Origin of the sequence: Sinomonas gamaensis (assembly GCF_005876955.1) — a bacterium.
GTDB lineage: Bacteria > Actinomycetota > Actinomycetes > Actinomycetales > Micrococcaceae > Sinomonas > Sinomonas gamaensis.
The window spans coordinates 13,447-31,934 of sequence record NZ_SSCL01000023.1; the positions used below are offsets into that span (position 1 = coordinate 13,447).

Annotated in this window: 16 protein-coding genes; 11 read left to right on the forward strand and 5 right to left on the reverse strand. The window is 67.7% G+C overall.

The features are described from left to right. Window positions 1–44: 44 nt before the first annotated feature. Window positions 45–1,568, reverse strand: a complete 1,524-nt coding sequence (gene adh, locus E5679_RS19585; RefSeq protein ID WP_138419051.1) for an aldehyde dehydrogenase — start codon at window positions 1,566–1,568, stop codon at window positions 45–47. A gap of 353 nt (window positions 1,569–1,921) precedes the next feature. Here adh and E5679_RS19590 point away from each other — a divergent pair, with 353 nt between their 5' ends. From E5679_RS19590 to E5679_RS19610, 5 genes are read left to right on the forward strand one after another with little or no spacing between them, the layout of a single operon-like run. Further along, complete coding sequence (locus E5679_RS19590) at window positions 1,922–2,935, forward strand: ABC transporter substrate-binding protein (RefSeq protein WP_138419053.1); 1,014 nt, start codon at window positions 1,922–1,924, stop codon at window positions 2,933–2,935. 3 nt (window positions 2,936–2,938) lie between these two features. Continuing rightward, window positions 2,939–3,733 carry an ABC transporter ATP-binding protein gene (locus E5679_RS19595; RefSeq protein ID WP_138419054.1) on the forward strand — a complete coding sequence of 265 codons (795 nt, stop codon included), beginning with the start codon at window positions 2,939–2,941 and terminating at the stop codon, window positions 3,731–3,733. Then, window positions 3,733–4,602: an ABC transporter permease gene (locus E5679_RS19600; protein ID WP_138419056.1), complete on the forward strand. Its 870-nt coding sequence runs from the start codon at window positions 3,733–3,735 to the stop codon at window positions 4,600–4,602. The genes E5679_RS19595 and E5679_RS19600 overlap by 1 nt, the downstream gene beginning before the upstream one ends. Window positions 4,603–4,629: 27 nt before the next feature. Further along, window positions 4,630–5,568 (forward strand): TauD/TfdA dioxygenase family protein, encoded by a 939-nt coding sequence (locus E5679_RS19605; RefSeq protein WP_138419058.1) that lies wholly within the window; start codon window positions 4,630–4,632, stop codon window positions 5,566–5,568. Beyond that, entirely contained in the window at window positions 5,565–6,902 is a 1,338-nt protein-coding gene (locus E5679_RS19610; RefSeq protein ID WP_275092569.1) for an LLM class flavin-dependent oxidoreductase, read from the forward strand. Before E5679_RS19605 ends, E5679_RS19610 begins: the two co-directional genes overlap by 4 nt. A 367-nt stretch (window positions 6,903–7,269) precedes the next feature. Here E5679_RS19610 and E5679_RS19615 read toward each other — a convergent pair whose 3' ends face one another. From E5679_RS19615 to E5679_RS19625, 3 genes are read right to left on the reverse strand one after another with little or no spacing between them, the layout of a single operon-like run. After that, window positions 7,270–8,643 carry an NAD(P)(+) transhydrogenase (Re/Si-specific) subunit beta gene (locus tag E5679_RS19615; RefSeq protein WP_138419060.1) on the reverse strand — a complete coding sequence of 458 codons (1,374 nt, stop codon included), beginning with the start codon at window positions 8,641–8,643 and terminating at the stop codon, window positions 7,270–7,272. After that, window positions 8,640–8,945, reverse strand: a complete 306-nt coding sequence (locus tag E5679_RS19620; RefSeq protein ID WP_138419062.1) for an NAD(P) transhydrogenase subunit alpha part 2 — start codon at window positions 8,943–8,945, stop codon at window positions 8,640–8,642. Before E5679_RS19620 ends, E5679_RS19615 begins: the two co-directional genes overlap by 4 nt. Continuing rightward, window positions 8,945–10,156, reverse strand: a complete 1,212-nt coding sequence (locus tag E5679_RS19625; RefSeq protein WP_138419064.1) for a Re/Si-specific NAD(P)(+) transhydrogenase subunit alpha — start codon at window positions 10,154–10,156, stop codon at window positions 8,945–8,947. Before E5679_RS19625 ends, E5679_RS19620 begins: the two co-directional genes overlap by 1 nt. Before the next feature lie 107 nt (window positions 10,157–10,263). Here E5679_RS19625 and E5679_RS19630 point away from each other — a divergent pair, with 107 nt between their 5' ends. From E5679_RS19630 to E5679_RS21000, 3 genes are all read left to right on the forward strand, one after another. Beyond that, window positions 10,264–10,884, forward strand: coding sequence for a VOC family protein (locus E5679_RS19630; protein ID WP_138419066.1), 621 nt, complete (start codon window positions 10,264–10,266; stop codon window positions 10,882–10,884). A 56-nt stretch (window positions 10,885–10,940) separates the two neighbouring features. Then, window positions 10,941–12,152 carry an NAD(P)-binding domain-containing protein gene (locus E5679_RS19635; RefSeq protein ID WP_138419068.1) on the forward strand — a complete coding sequence of 404 codons (1,212 nt, stop codon included), beginning with the start codon at window positions 10,941–10,943 and terminating at the stop codon, window positions 12,150–12,152. A 126-nt stretch (window positions 12,153–12,278) separates the two neighbouring features. Then, window positions 12,279–12,455 carry a hypothetical protein gene (locus E5679_RS21000; RefSeq protein ID WP_171042482.1) on the forward strand — a complete coding sequence of 59 codons (177 nt, stop codon included), beginning with the start codon at window positions 12,279–12,281 and terminating at the stop codon, window positions 12,453–12,455. Between the two features lie 10 nt (window positions 12,456–12,465). On the opposite strand, the gene E5679_RS19640 is transcribed toward E5679_RS21000, so the two are convergent. Continuing rightward, a complete protein-coding gene (locus tag E5679_RS19640) occupies window positions 12,466–13,266 on the reverse strand; it encodes a sigma-70 family RNA polymerase sigma factor (protein WP_138419070.1) in 801 nt (266 codons plus the stop codon). Between the two features lie 239 nt (window positions 13,267–13,505). On the opposite strand from E5679_RS19640, the gene E5679_RS19645 reads away from it, so the two are divergent. The 3 genes from E5679_RS19645 (at window position 13,506) to E5679_RS19655 (ending at window position 18,460) form a co-directional block, all read left to right on the forward strand. Beyond that, a complete protein-coding gene (locus E5679_RS19645; RefSeq protein WP_138419072.1) occupies window positions 13,506–14,594 on the forward strand; it encodes a mandelate racemase/muconate lactonizing enzyme family protein in 1,089 nt (362 codons plus the stop codon). A gap of 49 nt (window positions 14,595–14,643) precedes the next feature. Next, window positions 14,644–15,678, forward strand: a complete 1,035-nt coding sequence (locus tag E5679_RS19650; protein WP_138419074.1) for a LacI family DNA-binding transcriptional regulator — start codon at window positions 14,644–14,646, stop codon at window positions 15,676–15,678. A gap of 220 nt (window positions 15,679–15,898) precedes the next feature. After that, window positions 15,899–18,460 carry a beta-N-acetylhexosaminidase family protein gene (locus E5679_RS19655; protein WP_138419076.1) on the forward strand — a complete coding sequence of 854 codons (2,562 nt, stop codon included), beginning with the start codon at window positions 15,899–15,901 and terminating at the stop codon, window positions 18,458–18,460. Window positions 18,461–18,488: the final 28 nt, after the last annotated feature.

Here is an 18,488-nt window from a genome sequence, read left to right on the forward strand (position 1 = left end):
CGCCGTCGCCCGTCCCCGCCCGGGTGTGGGGCTGGCTGGCGGGCCTAGAAGAAGCCGAGCTTGTTCTCGCTGTAGCTGACCAGAAGGTTCTTGGTCTGCTGGTAGTGCTCGAGCATCATGAGGTGAGTCTCGCGGCCGATGCCGGAGGACTTGTAGCCGCCGAATGCGGCGTGCGCGGGGTAGGCGTGGTAGTTGTTCACCCACACGCGTCCGGCCTGGATCTCCCGGCCCGCGCGGTAGGCGGTGTTGCCGTCGCGGCTCCAGACGCCGGCGCCGAGGCCGTAGAGGGTGTCGTTGGCGATCTCGAGCGCCTCGTCATAGTCGGCGAACTTCGCCACCGAGACCACGGGGCCGAAGATCTCCTCCTGGAAGATGCGCATGGTGTTGTTGCCCTCGAAGATGGTGGGCTCGACGTAGAAGCCGCCCGCGAGGTCGCCGGGGAGCTCGGCGCGCTTGCCGCCGGTGAGGACCCTCGCGCCCTCTGCCTTGCCGATCTCGATGTAGGAGAGGATCTTCTCGAGCTGGTCGTTGGAGGCCTGCGCACCAATCATGGTCTCGGTGTCCAGCGGGTTGCCCTGCTTGATCTTCTGGGTGCGCTCTACGACGTCGCCGAGGAACTTCTCGTAGATGTCCTCCTGGATCAGGGCGCGCGAGGGGCAGGTGCAGACCTCGCCCTGATTCAGCGCGAAGAGAGTGAAGCCCTCCTGGGCCTTGTCGTAGAAGGCGTCCTCGGCCGCGGCGATGTCATTGAAGAAGATGTTCGGGCTCTTCCCGCCGAGCTCGAGCGTGACCGGGATGAGGTTCTGCGAGGCGTACTGCATGATGAGGCGGCCGGTGGTCGTCTCGCCCGTGAACGCGATCTTGCGGATGCGCGGGCTCGACGCGAGGGGCTTGCCCGCCTCTACACCGAAGCCGTTGACGATGTTCAGCACGCCGCCCGGGAGGAGGTCTTGGATCAGCTCGGCGAGGACGAGCACACTGGCCGGGGTCTGCTCGGCAGGCTTGAGGACGACGGCATTGCCCGCCGCGAGCGCGGGGGCCAGCTTCCACGTGGCCATCAGGAGGGGGAAGTTCCACGGGATGATCTGCCCGACGACGCCGAGCGGCTCGTGGAAGTGGTACGCGGTCGTGGTCTCGTCGATCTGGGAGAGCGAGCCCTCCTGGGCGCGGATCGCCCCCGCGTAGTAGCGGAAGTGGTCGACGGCTAGCGGCAGGTCGGCGGCGAGGGTCTCGCGTACGGGCTTGCCGTTGTCCCACGTCTCGGCGACCGCGAGCAGTTCGAGATTCTCCTCGATCCGGTCCGCGATCCGGTGCAGGACCAGCGCCCGCTCCGCGACACTCGTCTTGCCCCAGCCCGGAGCGGCCTTGTGCGCGGCATCGAGGGCGAGCTCGATGTCCGCGGCCTGGGAGCGCGGGATCTCGCAGAACACCTTCCCCGTGACGGGGGTGATGTTCTCGAAGTACTGGCCCCCGACCGGGGCGACCCACTCGCCGCCGATGAAGTTCTCGTACCGGTCCTTGAAGGCGACCTTGCTGCCCTCGGTACCCGGCTGTGCGTAGACGGTCATGGCGAAACTCCTTTGTCTCTGGTTCCCCTGTGCGGGGGCCGGTGGTGCCGGCGTTGCGATGAGCGTAGGAGTGCGTGGGTTGCGGCTTGGTTGCAGGAGCCCCGCTTCGGGCGAGCACCGCCGTCGTACCTGAAATGCCTCCAGACGGACGTATCTGTACCCGAGACGAATGGAGGGGGACGTGACGCTGGATGAATTCTTGACGCAACGCTGCGTCATATATTTCCCCACGTTCAGCTGTTTCCCTTTTTGACCTCTGCCCTTCTGCCCTCGTCTCCATGCCGCTTAGATAGACGAACCGGCGGATACCGAATAAGTCCCCGGCGAAAAGGAAAAGGTCCAAGGAGACAGCCATGAAAGTCATTTCGTCGATTGCGAGTGCGGCCGCAGCCGTCTTCATCGCCGTGGCGGCCTCCGGTTGTGCGGGGACGGCCGGCGCGGCCTCTCAGCCGGCGAATCAGGTCACGGAACTGCGCTACCAAGGCTCCGCGAACAACGTGACGCTGCCCGAACTCGCCGAGGACCTCGGCTACCTCGGGAACGTCAAGCTGAAATGGGTCGGCAATACAACGAGCGGACCGCAGGATATCCAATCCGCGGCCACGGGGCAGACGGATTTCGGCGGCGCGTTCGCGGGCGCGGTGGTCAAACTCGTCGAGGCCGGGGCGCCCGTCAAGGCGGTCGTGAATTACTACGGCGAGGACGAGAAGACGTTCAGCGGCTTCTATGTCAAGAACGACAGCCCCATCCGCGGGCCTCGAGACTTTATCGGCAAGAAGGTCGCCGTCAACACCCTTGGTGCCCATTCCGAGGCCGTCATCGACACGTGGCTCGAGAAGAACAGCCTTACCCCGGACGAGATCAAGCAGGTACAGCTCGTCGTCCTCCCGCCGAACGACACGGAAGAGGCGATCCGCCGCGGCCAAGTCGACGTCGGATCGCTGAGCGGCGTCCTCCAGGACAATGCGATCGCAGCCGGCGGCCTCCGCTCGCTGTTCAGCGATTACGGGCTCTTCGGGGCCTTCGCCGGCGGACAATATGTGTTCCGCACCGATTTCCTCGCCCAGAATCCGGATACCGTCAAGACCTTCACCACGGGGGTGGCCAAGGCCATCGAATGGGAGCGGACCACGCCCCGCGACCAGGTGATCCAGCGATTCACCCAGATCATCGAGAAGCGCAACCGGGGCGAAAGCACAAAGAACCTCCAGTACTGGAAGAGCGTGGGAGTGCCCAACGCCGGAATCATTTCCGACACCGATTTCTCCCGCTGGCAGAAATGGCTCAACGAAACGGGAATTGTGAACGGGCAGCTCACCCCGTCCAAGTACTACACGAACGAATTCAACGCCCTCGCGAAAGGATGACGCATGACGCCGAAAATCAGCCTCCGCGACGTCGGCCAGAAATTCACGGTCCGGGGCGGCGGGACGTTGACCGCGCTCGACGGCCTCACTCTGGATGTCCGTGACGGCGAATTCCTCACCCTCGTCGGCCCGAGCGGTTCCGGCAAGACCACGCTCCTCGATTTGCTCGCAGGCCTCACCAAACCGACATTCGGCGAGGTTCTCGTCAACGGAAAGCCGGTCACGGGCCCGGGACCGGACAGGGCGGTCGTCTTCCAGCAGTACGCCCTTTTCCCGTGGCGCACGGCATCGCAGAATGTCTCGATCGGGCTCGAAGGAACTGGGCTCAGCAAGCGCGAACGCGCCGAGAAGGCCAGCCATTATCTGGGCCTCGTGGGCCTTTCGGGTTTCGAGGACCGCTACCCGCACGAGCTCTCGGGCGGCATGAAGCAGCGCGTCGCGATCGCCCGGAGCCTCGCCTACGAGCCAGACGTCCTCCTGATGGACGAGCCGTTCGCTGCCCTCGATGCCCAGACCCGCGAGCAGCTTCAGGGCGAACTGCTGCGCATCTGGCGGGCTACAGGCAAGACGATCGTCTTCATCACCCATGGCATTGAGGAGGCGGTTTACCTCGGACAGCGGGTCGCCGTCCTGAGCTCCCGCCCAGGGCGGCTCAAGGCCGTGGTGGACATCCACCTTCCGGAGTACGACGACGAAGCGGACATCCGCTCGCACCCCGCCTTCGTCGACTACCGCCACCGCGTCTGGAACCTCCTGCACGACGAGGTTCGCCGCACGGCAGAAAGGATCCCCGCCTGATGAGCACCCTTACCGCTCCGTCCATCCGGGCCGAGGCACCGGCGGAAGCTCCCGCGGCGCGCCGAAGCGAGGGCGCCGGCCGCGCGCTGCGGCGAGTGGCCGCCGTCGTCCGTTCGAGCCTCTGGAAGTCCGCGGCGATCGTCGCGTTCCTGCTCCTGTGGGAGGTCGGGCCGCTATGGTTTGCGGCGCCGTCGACCCGCGTCTTCCTGCCCCCGCTGCACGATGTGCTCGCGGCAACCTGGAAGCTGCTCGCCACCGGCGCACTCGAAAACCACCTCGCCGCGAGCCTGACGCGGTCGATCGCGGGGTTCGGCGTCGCCGTCGTCCTCGGAGTCGCAGCCGGCCTGCTGATCGCGTGGTACCGCCCACTCAACTCGTTCATCACGCCGCTGCTCGAGGTGTTCCGCAACACCGCCGCTCTCGCGCTCCTGCCGGTGTTCACGCTCCTGCTGGGGATCGGCGAGGAATCGAAGATCACGATCGTCGCGTACGCGGCGTTCTTCCCGGTGCTGCTCAACACGATCGCCGGGGTGCGCACCGTGGACCCGCTGCTCGTACGGGCGGCGCGCTCCCTGGGGCTCTCGAGCCTCGCGCTGTTCCGCAAGGTCGTCCTGCCCTCGGCGGTGCCCACAATCTTCACGGGCATCCGCATGGCTGGTACGGCGTCGATCCTCGTGCTCATCGCCGCCGAGATGGTCGGGGCGAAGGCCGGGCTCGGCTATCTGATCGTCAACGCGCAGTCGAGCTTCCTCATCCCGGACATGTACGCCGGCATCCTCACGGTCTCGCTCCTGGGCCTCGCCGTGAACTCGCTCCTCGTTGCCCTCGAACGCCACTTCTCGAAGTGGCGCGTCGAGGCCCGCTCCTAGTTCACTCTGACGAAAGGCATCCCGAAAATGACCACCGCCCTTGAAACCCAGCTCGAATTCTCCAAGCTCGGCTCGCGCATCGGCGCTGAAATCCGCGGCCTCGACCTCAGCCAAGACCTCTCGGACGACGTCGTCGCCCAGATCCGCGCAGCCCTCAACCGGCACAAGGCCCTCGTGTTCCGCGAAGCCAATGTCCGCACCGACGAGGAGCAGGTCCGTTTCGCCTCGCGCTTCGGCCCGCTCACGAAGGCGCACCCGACCGTCGCCTCCGTAGACGGCGCCGAGAACGTGCTCCCGGTGGACAGCGAGGACGGCTCGGCCAATACGTGGCATACGGATGTCACGTTTGTCGTCAACCCGCCGCAGGCCACCACCCTCCGCAGCGTCACGGTGCCGGCGTACGGCGGCGAGACCCTCATTGCCTCATCGGCCGGGGCGTATCAGGACCTTCCCGCCGAACTGCGCAACTTCGCCGATTCGCTCTGGGCCATCCACACGAACGACTACGACTACGCCGTGCCGAAGAACCTCGAGCACGTGGGTGCCGAGGAACGCCGCAAGGTGTTCACGCGGATCAAGTACCAGACTGCTCACCCCGTGGTGCGCGTGCACCCGCTGACCGGCGAGCGCGGCCTGTTCATCGGCGGCTTCGCCCAGCGGCTGCGGATCGTGGGGCTCTCGAACACGGAGTCGAGGGATATCCTCCGCCTCCTGCAGGCCTACATCACCCGGCCCGAGAACGTGGTGCGCGTCAACTGGGAGCCGAACCAGCTGGTCCTCTTCGACAACCGCATCACCCAGCACTACGCACCGTCCAACTACGATGACCAGCCCCGCAAGCTCAACCGCGTGACCATCGCCGGCGACATTCCGGTCGGCGTCGACGGCACGCGGAGCCAGGCGATCGAGGGCGACTCGTCGCACTACTCCGAGGTTGTCTCTGTTTCTGTTGGGACGGGGGCCTGACCGTGGGCAAGAAACTGCACCTCAACGCGTTCCTCATGAGCACTGGCCACCACGAGGCGTCGTGGCGGCTCCCCGAAAGCGACCCGCATGCCGGGACGAGTCTCGCCCACTTCACGCGGCTCGCCCAGACCGCTGAGCGTGGGAAGTTCGACTCGGTGTTCTTCGCCGACTCGCCCGTGCTGTGGGGGTCCGTGGGACGGCGGCCGGTGAGCGCGGTTGAGCCGACGGTGCTGCTCGCCGCGCTGGCCGCGGCTACGGAGCGGATCGGGCTCATCGCGACTGCATCGACGAGCTACAACTCCCCGTACAACCTCGCGCGGCGCTTTGCGTCGATCGACCACCTTTCCGGCGGCCGAGCCGGGTGGAACGTGGTGACGACGGCGGGGGCGGACGCCGCCCGGAACTTCGGCTTGGATGATCAGCCCCTTCACCGCTACCGGTATGAGCGCGCGGCGGAGTTCCTCGACGTCGCCTTCAAGCTGTGGGACTCCTGGGACGACGACGCTATCGTCGCCGACAAGGAAGCCGGGGTCTGGGCGGACTCGGATCTGGTGCGGGCCATCAAGCATTCGGGGCTGCACTTCTCGGTGCGCGGACCGCTCGACATCCCGCGCTCCCCGCAGGGGCACCCGGTCATCGTCCAGGCCGGTTCATCGGAGGACGGGAAGGGCCTCGCTGCCCGCTATGCCGAAGCAGTGTTCACGGCGCAGCAGACCCTCGAGGAGGCACAGGCCTTCTACAACGACCTCAAGGTCCGGACCGCCGTCACCGGACGGAACCCCGAGGGGATCAAGATCCTCCCGGGAATCGTGCCCGTGCTCGGCGGAACCGAAGCTGAGGCACTGAGGCGCGAACGCGAGCTCGACGACCTCATCAGGCCCGAGTACGCTCGCATCGAGCTCGCGAAGACGCTGCGCGTTACGCCCGACGACCTGCCTCTCGACCGGGAGCTTCCCGCCGACCTGCCGGACGAGGACGAGATCGAGGGCGCCAAGAGCCGGTACACGCTCATCGTGGAACTCGCTCGGCGCGAGCGGCTCACTGTGCGCGAGCTCATCGGGCGCCTGGGTGGAGGCCGAGGGCACAGGACGTTCGCGGGCACGCCTGAGCAGGTGGCGGACGCGCTCGAATCCTGGTTCCTGGCCGGGGCGGCCGATGGGTTCAACATCATGCCCGCCGCCTTGCCCTCTGGGCTTGAGGAATTCGTTGACCACGTGGTGCCGCTGCTCCAGGCCCGAGGTCTGTTCCGCGAGGAGTACACCGGATCCACGCTGCGCGAGCACTATGGATTGGCCCGGCCGGCCAACCAGTACGCACGCCTCGCCTCGGTGTAGGTTCGCTGCCGCGCTCCTGACCGGTTGCGACTTCCCAATCGGTCAGGGGCGCGGCATTCCCCCGTGGCGGGAAGGGCCCATGCGGTTGCGCCGTCAGATCCGCAGGGTCCTGATCCGGTCGTGCCGGATTCCGACCAGCTTTTGGCGCTCGATCTGGTTTCCCGACGGCGTGTCGGACAAGGACGCGCCGACGGCCGCGGCGAAAGTCGGTCGGAATCCGCCAGCCGTCGCCGGTCATACCCTTGCACCCGTCATACCCTGCAAAAGTGTCGGCACAACGGGAAGGTCCTCCTGGAGCCCTCCCTGCGACACCGTCTGCACCCGAAAGGCCCAAAACAGGGCAGTTTCTGTACCCGAAACGCCGGGGCTAGAGGGCCTTCAACGCTGTCAGGACCTTGGTGAGGGATTCCTTCGCGTCGCCGAACAGGAGGGTGGTCTGCGGCTCGTACAGGAGATCGTTCTCGATACCCGCGAACCCCGGCCGCATGGACCGCTTGAGGAACACGACCTGCCGGGCCTCGCCGGCCTCGAGGATCGGCATCCCGTAGATCGGCGAGCCGGGCGTTGTCTTGGCTGCGGGGTTGACCACGTCATTCGCGCCGACGACCAGCGCGACGTCGGCCTGCTTGAACTCGCCGTTGACCTCGCCCATCTCCTTGAGGGACTCGTACGGGACATTCGCCTCCGCCAGCAGCACATTCATGTGACCGGGCATCCGGCCGGCTACCGGGTGGATCGCGAACTCGACGTCTGTGCCCCGCGCCTCGAGGGCCTGCGCGAGCTCGGCCGCCGTGTGCTGACCCTGGGCGACCGCGAGCCCATAGCCCGGCACGATGATGACCCGCTGCGCGTACCCGAGAAGAATCGCGACGTCCTCGGCGCTCGAGGATCGCACTGGCCGCTCGCTCGCCACGGTTGAACCGGCGGTCGAACCGCCGCGGAACGCACCGAACATGATCCCCGAGACCCTGCGCCCCATGGCGGCGGCCATGAGCCGCGTGAGGATCGTACCCGAGGCCCCCACCAGCGTGCCGGCCACGACGAGCAGCACGTTCCCGAGCACGAGCCCGGACGCCGCGACGGCCAGGCCGGTGAACGCGTTGAGCAGCGAGATCACGATCGGCACATCCGCGCCGCCCACTGGCAGCACGAGCAGCACCCCCGCGACCAGGCCCACCACCAGGAGTGAAACCGCGAGCCCGAGGGAGCCCGTCGCGATGACAAATCCCGCGGTCCCCACTGCCCCGAGCAGCACCACGCCCATGAGCACGGGCAGGCCCGCGAACACGACCGGACGGGTCGTCATGAGCTCCTGCAGCTTCCCGAACGTCACTGCGGATCCCGCGAAGGACACAGCCCCGACGAGCAGTGTGAACACGATCGCGAGGCGCAGCCACCCGTCGTCGGCATGCGGCAGCTCGAGCAGCGCCACGAGCGCGGCCGCGCCGCCGCCCACCCCGTTGAACATCGCGACGAGCTGCGGCATCTGCGTCATCTTGACCCGTCGTGCCACGGGCGCGGCCACGGCTGAGCCCACCACCATCGCCGCGAGAATCCACGGGATGTTCTCGAGCCGGCTCGAGAGGAACACCGTCACGAGCGCAACGAGCGCCCCGAACGCCCCCACGAGATTCCCGCGCCGGGCGTGTTTCGGGGAGCTGAGCCCCTTGAGGGCGAGGATGAAGCAGACGGCCGCGACCAGGTACAGCAACGCGGTCCAGGTCGGATCGAGGAGTGTCACTTCGCCTCCCCGTCCCGCGCGGCTGCCCGGCGTCCGCGGAACATCTCGAGCATCCGGTCCGTCACCACGAACCCGCCCACCAGATTGGCGGTCGCGAGGACGACGGCGAGCAGCGCCACCACGAGCACCCAGCCGTCCGTCGCCTGCCCCGCGACGGTGATCGCGCCGACGAGAATGATGCCGTGAATGGCATTCGCCCCGGACATGAGCGGGGTATGCAGGATGCTCGAGACCTTGGAGACCACTTCAAAGCCCACGAACACGGCCAGCACCGTGATCGTCAGGAGCTCTATTCCGCCCATCAGCCAGCCCCTCCCTCGACTTCCCCGACATCTTCGGCATCGGCCCCGGGCGTTGCCGTGGCGAGCGCAGCGAGAGCCTGCGCCGTGGGCTCGTGCCGCACGTCGCCGTCGTACGTGAGGCACGCGCCGGCGAGGACCTCGTCGGCGAAGTCGGGCACCGCCTCGCCCTCCGAGGTCATGAGGGCAATGAAGTTGGCGACGTTCTTCGCATACAGCCGGGAAGCGTCCGCGGCCATCGCCGAGGCTGCGTCCTTGAGGCCGACGACGGCCACCGCACCTTTGCCGTCCAACGTCGCCACCGCCACGTCCTCGCCGGGAATGGAGCCCTCGACGTTGCCGCCCGACTCCGCGGCCATGTCCACGACCACCGATCCCGGGCGCATGGCCGCCACCATGTCGCGGGTGACGAGGAGCGGGGCGCGCCGGCCGGGGACGGCCGCCGTCGTGATGAGGACGTCCGCCTCGGCGACGTGCGGCGCGAGCAGCTGCCGTTGGTGTGCCCCACGATCCGCGGTGAGCTCGCGCGCGTAGCCGCCAGCTCCGGCCGTGGCCTCGGGCGAGTCGAGGTCGAGCTTGATGAAGGTGCCGCCCATCGACGCAACCTCGTCCGCTGAGGCGGGGCGAATGTCGTTGGCGGAGACGCGCGCGCCGAGGCGCTTCGCGGTGCCGATCGCCTGCAGCCCCGCGACGCCGGCCCCGAGCACGAGGACGCGGGCGGGCGGAATCGTCCCGGCTGCCGTCATGTACAGCGGGAAGAAGCGGGGGAACCGGATGGCCGCCTCGATCACACAGCGATAGCCCGTCACGAGCGCTTGTGACGTGAGCGCGTCCATCGACTGGGCGCGCGAGATGCGGGGCACGAGCTCGAGCGCGAAGGCGGTGACCCGGGCGTCGGCGAGCGCACGCACGGTGAGAAGCTCGGTCGACGGCGAGGCGAGCCCGACCGTGATGGCGCCCGGCTTGAGGTGCGAGGCACGAAGGGGCTCCAGCGGGCGGACGTGCGCGAGGAGGTCGACGGCAGCCAGGTCAAGCTCACTGACGATGCGGGCTCCCGCTGCCTCATAGTCGGAGTCCGCGAATCCGGCGCCCGCACCGGCCCCGGCCTCGACGACCGCACCGAGCCCAAGTCCCACGAGCTGGCGCACCGATTCCGGCGTCGCGGCGACACGCTTCTCCCCCTCGATGCGCTCCCTTGCGATGCCGACGTCCACGGGGCCTCCCTCGACGCTGAGTCCTAGGGGCAGTGTATTGCCCACGCGGCGAAAACTGGGCAGGAATCGAGAAGCGTCGCGCAGGTCCACAGACCTACGGTGAAGTCATGGCACTCATCGAATCAGCAACCCTCGAAGTGGCGGATCCCACGGCCGCCCAGCAGTTCTACACCGCAGCGTTCGGGGCGGACCTCCCCGTGCGCGTGCGCGCCTCGGAGGCCCCGACAGACGGTTTCCGCGGCTTCACCCTCTCGCTCATCGTCTCCCAGCCGGCCAACGCGGACCTCCTCCTCGACGCAGCGCTCCAGGCGGGCGCGACGGCGATCAAGCCGGCCGCGAAGTCCTTCTGGGGGTACGGCGGTGTGGTCCAGGCCCCGGACGGCACCATCTGGAAGGTTGCGACGTCGTCGAAGAAGGACAGTGTTCCGGCCAGCAAGGAAATCGACCAGATCGCCCTGCTCCTCGGAGTCGGGGACGTGGCGGCCAGCAAGCGGTTCTATGTAGAGCACGGCCTGACTGTGGCGAAGAGCTTCGGCCGCATGTACGTCGAATTCGCGGAGGCCGGCCCCATCAAGCTCGCCCTGTACGGGCGCCGTGCCCTGGCCAAGGACGCCGGTGTCCCGGTGGACGGCTCCGGCTCGCATCGCCTCGCGATCTCCGGCGCGGGCCCCTTCACTGATCCGGATGGCTTCGCGTGGGAGGCGTCGAAGATGGCCGCCGCCTCCTGACCGATCAGGCGACGTGAGCCCTTTCCCGCCCGGCACCACAGACTTACCATCCCCCCATGCCCGTTGTGGTGATCGGTGCCGGGCAGGCCGGGCTCGCAGTCAGCCGGGAGCTCTCGGCTCTCGGCGCCGACCACATTGTCCTCGAGCGGCACGAAGTGGCCCATGCGTGGCGATCGCGCTGGGACAGCTTCACGCTCGTCACTCCCAATTGGTCGCTTGATCTGCCCGGGAGCCCCTACACCGGTCCCGATCCGGAGGGCCACGCAGGACGGGACGAGATCGTCGCGTATCTCGAGGGCTACGCGAGCGAGCACAAGGTGCCGGTTCGGCGGGGCGTCGAGGTGCGGCGCCTGCGGGCCGCCGACGGCGGCTTCCGGATCGAGACCTCGGAGGGCGACTGGTCCGCCGACGCTGTGGTGGTCTGCACCGGGTCCTTCCAGCGGCAGTTCCTCCCGCCGTCGCTCGCCGGGGTGCCGCGCGATCTCATTCTTGCCTCCGGCGAGTACCGGCATCCGGGCCAGCTGCCGCCGGGGGTGATTGTCGTCGTCGGCAGCGGACAGACTGGCTGCCAGCTCGCCGAGGAAGCGCGGCTTGCCGGGCGCGACGTGGTGCTCGCGTGCGGCCGTGCGCCGTGGATCCCTCGCCGGCTGGACGGGATCGACACGGTGACCTGGCTCGCGCGGAGCTCGTTCTTCGACCTGCCGCTCTCCGCGCTCCCCGCACCGGGCGCGCGGCTCCTCGCGAATCCGCAGGCCACCGGCGCGGGCGGCGGCCACGACCTGCACTTCCGCACGCTTCAGGCACTCGGAGTGCGGCTCGCGGGCCGGGTGCTGGGCTCAGACGAGTCCGGGATCACCTTCGCGGACGATCTCGAGGAGTCCGTAGCCTTCGGTGATGCGCGGTGGGCCGACCTCCGCGCCCTCCTCGCCGCGGACCTCCCGCGCGCTGGTTTTCCCGTGCCCGAGCTGCCAGTGCCCGCGCCGTTCCGCGCCGACGCCGTCCGACACGTGGGTCTCCACGAGGTCGGCGCCGTGGTCCTCGCCTGCGGGTTCCGGCCCGACTACTCCTGGATCGACGCGCCCGTGTGCGATGCGCTCGGCTTCCCGATCACGGACGACGGCGAAAGCACTGTCGTGCCGGGCCTTTACTTCTGCGGGGTGCACTTCATGCGGACACGTCGATCCGCCCTGCTGTTCGGCGTGGGCGGCGACGCGAAGGTTGTCGCCGCGCGCGCGGCCACCCAAGTACCGAGCGTTGAGAGGCCCTGAAAGTCGAGTACTCGGTACGCGTGATCTTCCGTCTCTGCCGGCGCGAGAGTGGTCATGGACGCGTAGGCGTCCGGTGTCCGGCAGAGGGCAGTGTCCAGAGGAGGGCACTGGCGGAAGGAGCGAGCGATGGACCATGAGGGGGTTTCACGGATCGATCTCGAGCGGTTCGAACAGCTGGCTCAGCGACTGGAACAGGCTGCAGAGGCCATCGCGTCCAGCGAGGAGAAGCTGACCCGAACGCTTGCAGCGATGCGTGACAGGGACAGGGCCGCGGCTTTCGACGCGTGGCGGCGCAATCAGTAGCTGCTGCGCTCTATGACGCCGCCGACGAGGCGAGCGGGCCTGCCTTCGTGATGCCGTGGATCGCCTCCGCGAGCGTCTCGAGATACGCCGCCCGCCGGGGTGCCATGGCCCGGGATTCGACGGCGGGCGCCAGCCCGTCGCCGTAATGCAGGCTGAGGCCCTCCCGGAGGAGGCGGATTCCCTCGCTGCGCTGCTGGGACACTGCCGACGACGTGATCCCCAGCTCCGCGGCGACCTCCTTCACCGAGCGCCCGTCGAGATAGATCGCGGCGACCACGTGACGGAGCCGGTCGGGAAGCGACTGGACTGCAGCGCGAAGGTACCGGGTGCGCTCTCCGGCGAGCGTCGCCTCTTCGGGGGCGACGACGTCGGCCACCAGGGTGTCTGCGACCGCCTCGTCGAGGGGGCTGACCGTGCGGGCCGCGTCGGCTGCTGCCTCGGCCACGGCTTCGCGGCTCACCCCGAGCGCGGCGGCGATTTCGTCGTCGGTGGGCTTGCGGCCGAGCGCACTCGTCAGACTTTCCGTCACCGCGCCCACCGCCTTCATGCGCTTGCGGGCGCCCCGGCCCGCCCAGTCGAGGGACCGCATCTCGTCGATGAGCGCACCGGTGATGCGGCGGCGCGCGAAGGCACCGAACGGAACGCCCGTTGTCGGATCGAAGGCCTCGGCGGCCAGGACGAGTCCGACGGCGCCGGCGGACGCCATGTCTTCACGCGAGAGATGGGTTGCGCGGGAGCAGACGTCAGCGACGAGATAGCCCACGAGGGGGAGGTTATCCACCACGAGGCGGTTGCGTTCTTCGATGTTCACATGCACTCCTGGACCCAGCTTCCATGGAGCCCAAGGGCGAGACCCGCTCCCCCGCGCGTCAGTACATCCCGTTGGACATGTCCATTCTGTCAGGAGGGTTGAGCGTTGTACATGTCCATTTGTTGCGGCGTGTCGCAGGTGTGACAAAGGCAGTCATGGTCAGGGCGATTGTGGTCCGTCCACGCCTGTGAAAGACTCCTCTCGCATCGTGAAAGTTGACCTCAATCATGGAGGAATGAATGAAGATCACGAGAATCGAAAGCCTTCGGCGCGGGGAAATCGTGGCCGTCCGGGTCTACACGGACGAAGGCCTCGTCGGCCTGGGACAGACTGCTCCTTACGGGGCGAAGGTGACCGCCCGGGTCCTTCACGACTTTGTGGCGCCGCATTTCATCGGCCTCGACCCGTGGGACCTCGAGGCCGCAGTCGACAGCTTCCTGCGCGAGCAGTACAAGTTTCCGAGCTCGTTCGTGCTGCGCGCCCTCGGCGGCATCGACACGGCCGTCTGGGACCTTCTCGCGAAGTCCGTCGGGCTGCCCGTCTACAAGGTCATCGGCGGCGCCGCGAGGGATAGCGTTCCCGTCTACGCCTCGAGCATGGTCCGCAACATCTCCCCCGAGGCGGAGGCCGACCGCATCGCGGAACTGGCCTCGACGCACGGGTACCGGGCCGCGAAAATCCGGGTCGGCGACGCCATGGGGCAGGATCGCGACGCCGAGCCGGGCAGGACGGAACGGATCATCCCCCGCATGCGCGAGGTCCTCGGCCCGGATTTTCTGCTGAGCGCCGACGCCAACGGCGGTTTCACCGTCTCGCGCGCCATCCGAGTGGGGCGAATGCTCGAGGAGAACGACTACTTCCACTACGAGGAGCCGTGCCCCTTCCCCGAAATCGAGAACACCGCCCAAGTCGCCGCGGCTCTCGACATCCCCGTCTCGGGCGGGGAACAGGACACGTCGCTGCCGCAGTTCTACCGGATGCTCGGGATGCATGCCGTGGATATCGTCCAGCCCGACATCGGCTACATCGGAGGGGTGTCGCGGGCTCGCAAAGTGGCGGTGCTGGCGGAATTCGCCGGGATTCCGTGCACTCCGCACTGCGCGAACGACTCCATGCTCCAGGTCTTCACGCTCCACCTGGCCTTGGCCATGCCCGCGTGCATCCACCATCAGGAATGGAGCATCGAGCGGACACCGTGGACCGAGGGCGTCTATGAACCGATGCTCGAGGTGGTAGGCGGAGCGGTCGCGGCGCCCAGCACTCCCGGCTGGGGAGTCGAGCTGATTCCGTCCTTCGTGGCATCCTCGGAGTCAGAGGTCACCAGCTGACCCCTACACTGGGGTAACCGAAAGTTTCGAAAGAGCAGGACCTTTTCGCATGTCGCTCGCTTCTCAGGGGCAGAAGCCCAATCTCGCCGAGATTGCCCGGGCCGTGGGGGTTTCCACCCCCACGGTCTCGAAGGTGCTGAACGAGCGCAAAGACGTGGCCGAGAAGACGCGGGCCAAGGTATTGGCGGCCCTCGAGGAGGCCGGCTACCGCTCGCCTGCCCAGCGCCGCGCGGCCACGGGGCCAGAGGTCGTCGAGGTTGCCTTCGACTCGGTCAACACGACCTACGCTTCCACCCTGCTCAGCGGCATCCTCGCGTACGCCGCGACCGTCAATGTCGAGATCATCCTGAGCACAACCGGAGGCCTTCCCGCTGGAGGGCTTGACCTCAGCCGGAAGGCGCAGCGGATGATCGACGAGCGGCGCGCCGGACTGATCGTGGTCACCTCTGCCCTGAGCACCGCCAATATGGTGGCATTCCGACGGCGGCGCATCCCCGTCGTCGTCCTCGATCCGCTCAATCTGCCGCCAGCCGACCTCGTGAGCGTGGGAGCCACCAACTTCGCCGGCGGGAGAGCCGCCGCCGAACACCTCCTCGACCTCGGCCACACACGGATCGCCTACCTCGGCGGCCCGGAATCCGCCGAGTACAACCAGGCGCGGCTCCACGGCTACATGTCCGCCCTCATGGCCCGCGGCATCAACGTGGACCCCGCGCTCGTCATCAACGGCCGGTTCCATGCGGACCATGGCGCAGAGGGACTCCGCGCGCTGGCAGCACTCGAGAATCCCCCGACCGCGATCTTCGCCGGAAACGACGTGATAGCAGTCGGCGTCCTGCGCGAAGCCCGACGCCGTGGACTGCGCGTCCCCGAGGACCTCAGCCTCGTCGGCTTCGACGGCACCGCCCTCGCCGAGGACTCGGTGCCCTCCCTGACGTCGGTGGCCCAGCCGCTCCAGGAGATGGGCAGGGCGGCGCTGCGCAGCATCCTGCTTCAGGCGAAGGGCGAACAGCTGGACTCGCACCGGGTCGAGCTCGCTACCCAGCTCGTGATCCGCGAGTCCACAGCCCCGCCGCGAGCCTAGAAGCCCACCCATCCGCGCCCTCTCGGCGGCCCTTTCTGTGTTCAGGCGCACCAAAAGGCCCGAAAGTCGATAGAATAAATTTCGGAGTTTTCCCGAAAACCCATTGACCCCCTCAGCGTGATCTGTCTAACATTGAGCAAATGGAAGGCGAGTTCCACAAAGTGGAATCTCTTCGCCCCACGCTTGACCAACGACTGATTCCAATCGCCGAGGAGAGTCTGTGTCGCAGACCGAGACCACCGTTCGACTCGAGATTCCCGCCGAGTTCTCGCACTCCGCGCCCGTGCCGTGGGCCGTCGCCCAACTGGAGGCAGCGCTTGCCGGCCGAGGGCTCCACATCACCGAAGGCTCCGATAGCCTGCCGATCCGACTGCGAAAAGACGACGCCCTCGAGGTCGAGAGTTTCGGCCTGACGGCAGCCGAAGACGGGATCGTCGTGACGGCTGCAGAGCCCCGCGGGTTCGCCTACGGCCTGACCGAGCTCGCAGACATCCTGCGGACCGCCGAGGAACCGCTGGCGGCCTTGACGACAGCCGAAGCTGCTCCGAAGACGCCGGCGGCGCCGGTCCGCGGAGTGCTGCGCTCGTTCTCCAGCGATGTTCTCGACCTCGGCTGGTTCCGCGACCCCGAGTTCTGGACCGGGTACCTCGATGAACTCGCCGCGCAGCGGATCAACCGGGTCCATCTGGCGCTCGGCATGCAGTACAACTACTCGCACGATCCGGATGTGCGCGACAACTACCTCTGCTTCGCCTACCCCTTCCTGGTCGAGGTGCCCGGGTGGGAGCAAGTGCGCGTGGAAGGCCTGGGCGAGGACGACCGCCGTCGAAATCTCGAAGCGCTCCGTTTCGCGAGTGACGAAGCCGCACGGCGCGGCATCCATTTCCAGCTGGGCCTCTGGAACCACGCGGTGCGCCCGGAGCTCGACGAGAGCCCCGAGCTGCGCTATCCGATCGCGGGCCTGCCCGACGAGCAGATTCCCGCATACTCGGCGGACGCCCTCCGCCTTCTGCTGGCCGAATGCCCCGCCATCGCCGGAGTGACCTTCCGGGTGCACTACGAGGGCGGCGTGCCTGAGAAGGACCACGGCGCTTTCTGGCGGACCGTGATGTCCGGGCTGCGCGACGCCGGGCGACAGCTCGACGTCGACATGCACGCCAAGGGCGTGGATGCGGAGCTGATCCAGGTGGCCCGAGAAGTGGGGGCCCACGCAGCGATCTCGCCCAAGTATTGGGCTGAGCATCAGGGGCTTGCGTACCATCAGGCATCCGTCCGGCCCCTCGAGAAGGCGCGCCCGGCGAACGGGGACGGCCTGCGCGGGGTGACCCAGAACGAACGTCGTTTCACGCGCTACGGCTACGGCGACTTCCTGGGCGAGGAGCGCGACTACGACGTGATCTTCCGTGTCTGGCCGGGCAGCCAGCGGTTCCTCATCTGGGCCGACCCGGAGCTGTTCGCGGGATACGGACGGTTCAGCACACTGGGCGGAGCGCTGGGCGCTGAGCTCTGCGAGCCTCTCACCTTCCGGGGCCGCAAGGACACCGGCCGGGACGGGATCCCCCGCGACCTCTACGTGGATGAGTCGCTCTCACTCGGGCGTGACGACTGGAAGAAGTACGCGTACGAATACCGGCTGTGGGGCCGGCTCATGTACGACCCCTCGGCTTCGGAAGAGACCTGGCTGCGCAGCCTGCGGCAAGAGTTCGGCGCCGCAGCTGAACCGCTGGCCTCGGCTCTCTCCTCCGCCGGCAAGGTCATGCCGCTCGTGACGGTGACCCAGTCCTTGAGCGCCTCGAACAACTTCTTCTGGCCGGAGGTGTTCACGGACATGCCGATCGCTCGCCACGCGCGGTCGCTCGACACCTACGACTTCGACCTCGAGGACCCCGGAACCTGGGGCACCGCAAGCCCCTTCGACCCTCAGATCTTCGAGACCGCGGACGCCTACGCCGCGGGGCTCATGAGCGGGAAGCCGAGCGGGCGGATCACGCCCGACCAGGTCGCGTCCCGGCTGCTCCTGATGGCAGAGTCCGCGGAGGCGGCGCTCGAAGACGCTCGAAAGTCTGCACCCGAGCCCGAGTCCCCGAGCTTCCGACGCCTAGCCATCGACGTGGCCCTTGAGGCCCTCTTGGCGCGGTTCTTCGCTGGCAAGATCCAGGCCGGCGTCGCGTACTCGCTCTTCAGTGCGACGGGCGACACCCAGATTCTGCGGAGCGGGCTGGCCGACTACCAGGAAGGGCGAGATGCCCTCGCCCGCCTCATCAAGACTGCGAGCGGCATCTACGGTGCCAACCTCGCGTTCGGCGACCGCCCCTCGGAGCAGGGCCACTGGAGCGATCGGCTCGCCCAAGTGGACGCCGACATCGCGGAACTGGCCCGCGAGCTCGAGGAGGTCGCGCGCGGCACGAACGGCTCTGACGCATCGGCTGTCGCTTCCCGGCGTTCGACGCAATGGCGACAGGGCGGTCTCGACCACACTCCCGCGGGGGACTTCGTGCACGGGCGTCCGTTCGTCGTGCAGGCCCAGGCTGAGCCGGGAATCACCGTCGAGCTTCGGGCACGCCACCTCAACCAGGGCGAGGACTGGCTTGCGGTTCCGATGAATCGCGAGGGCGGCGAACTCTCCGCGACGATCCCCGCCGACTACACGGAGGCGCGGTTCCCGCTCGAGTACTTCTTCGTCCTTCGGGACGAGGACAGCCACGACGCGTGGCTCGTGCCCGGGCTCGAGGAAAGCCTCGCAAATCAGCCCTATCACGTCGTGACTGGCCACCTCGCCTAGATCACGTCGCACAGATCAATTCGGAATT

What these genes read in the sequence shown, in the direction of transcription:
- adh (WP_138419051.1), bottom strand. Translation starts at nt 1,568, where the DNA reads ATGACCGTCTACGCACAGCCGGGTACCGAGGGCAGCAAGGTCGCCTTC.
- E5679_RS19590 (WP_138419053.1), top strand. Translation starts at nt 1,922, where the DNA reads ATGAAAGTCATTTCGTCGATTGCGAGTGCGGCCGCAGCCGTCTTCATC.
- E5679_RS19595 (WP_138419054.1), top strand. Translation starts at nt 2,939, where the DNA reads ATGACGCCGAAAATCAGCCTCCGCGACGTCGGCCAGAAATTCACGGTC.
- E5679_RS19600 (WP_138419056.1), top strand. Translation starts at nt 3,733, where the DNA reads ATGAGCACCCTTACCGCTCCGTCCATCCGGGCCGAGGCACCGGCGGAA.
- E5679_RS19605 (WP_138419058.1), top strand. Translation starts at nt 4,630, where the DNA reads ATGACCACCGCCCTTGAAACCCAGCTCGAATTCTCCAAGCTCGGCTCG.
- E5679_RS19620 (WP_138419062.1), bottom strand. Translation starts at nt 8,945, where the DNA reads ATGGGCGGAATAGAGCTCCTGACGATCACGGTGCTGGCCGTGTTCGTG.
- E5679_RS19630 (WP_138419066.1), top strand. Translation starts at nt 10,264, where the DNA reads ATGGCACTCATCGAATCAGCAACCCTCGAAGTGGCGGATCCCACGGCC.
- E5679_RS19635 (WP_138419068.1), top strand. Translation starts at nt 10,941, where the DNA reads ATGCCCGTTGTGGTGATCGGTGCCGGGCAGGCCGGGCTCGCAGTCAGC.
- E5679_RS21000 (WP_171042482.1), top strand. Translation starts at nt 12,279, where the DNA reads ATGGACCATGAGGGGGTTTCACGGATCGATCTCGAGCGGTTCGAACAG.
- E5679_RS19645 (WP_138419072.1), top strand. Translation starts at nt 13,506, where the DNA reads ATGAAGATCACGAGAATCGAAAGCCTTCGGCGCGGGGAAATCGTGGCC.
- E5679_RS19650 (WP_138419074.1), top strand. Translation starts at nt 14,644, where the DNA reads ATGTCGCTCGCTTCTCAGGGGCAGAAGCCCAATCTCGCCGAGATTGCC.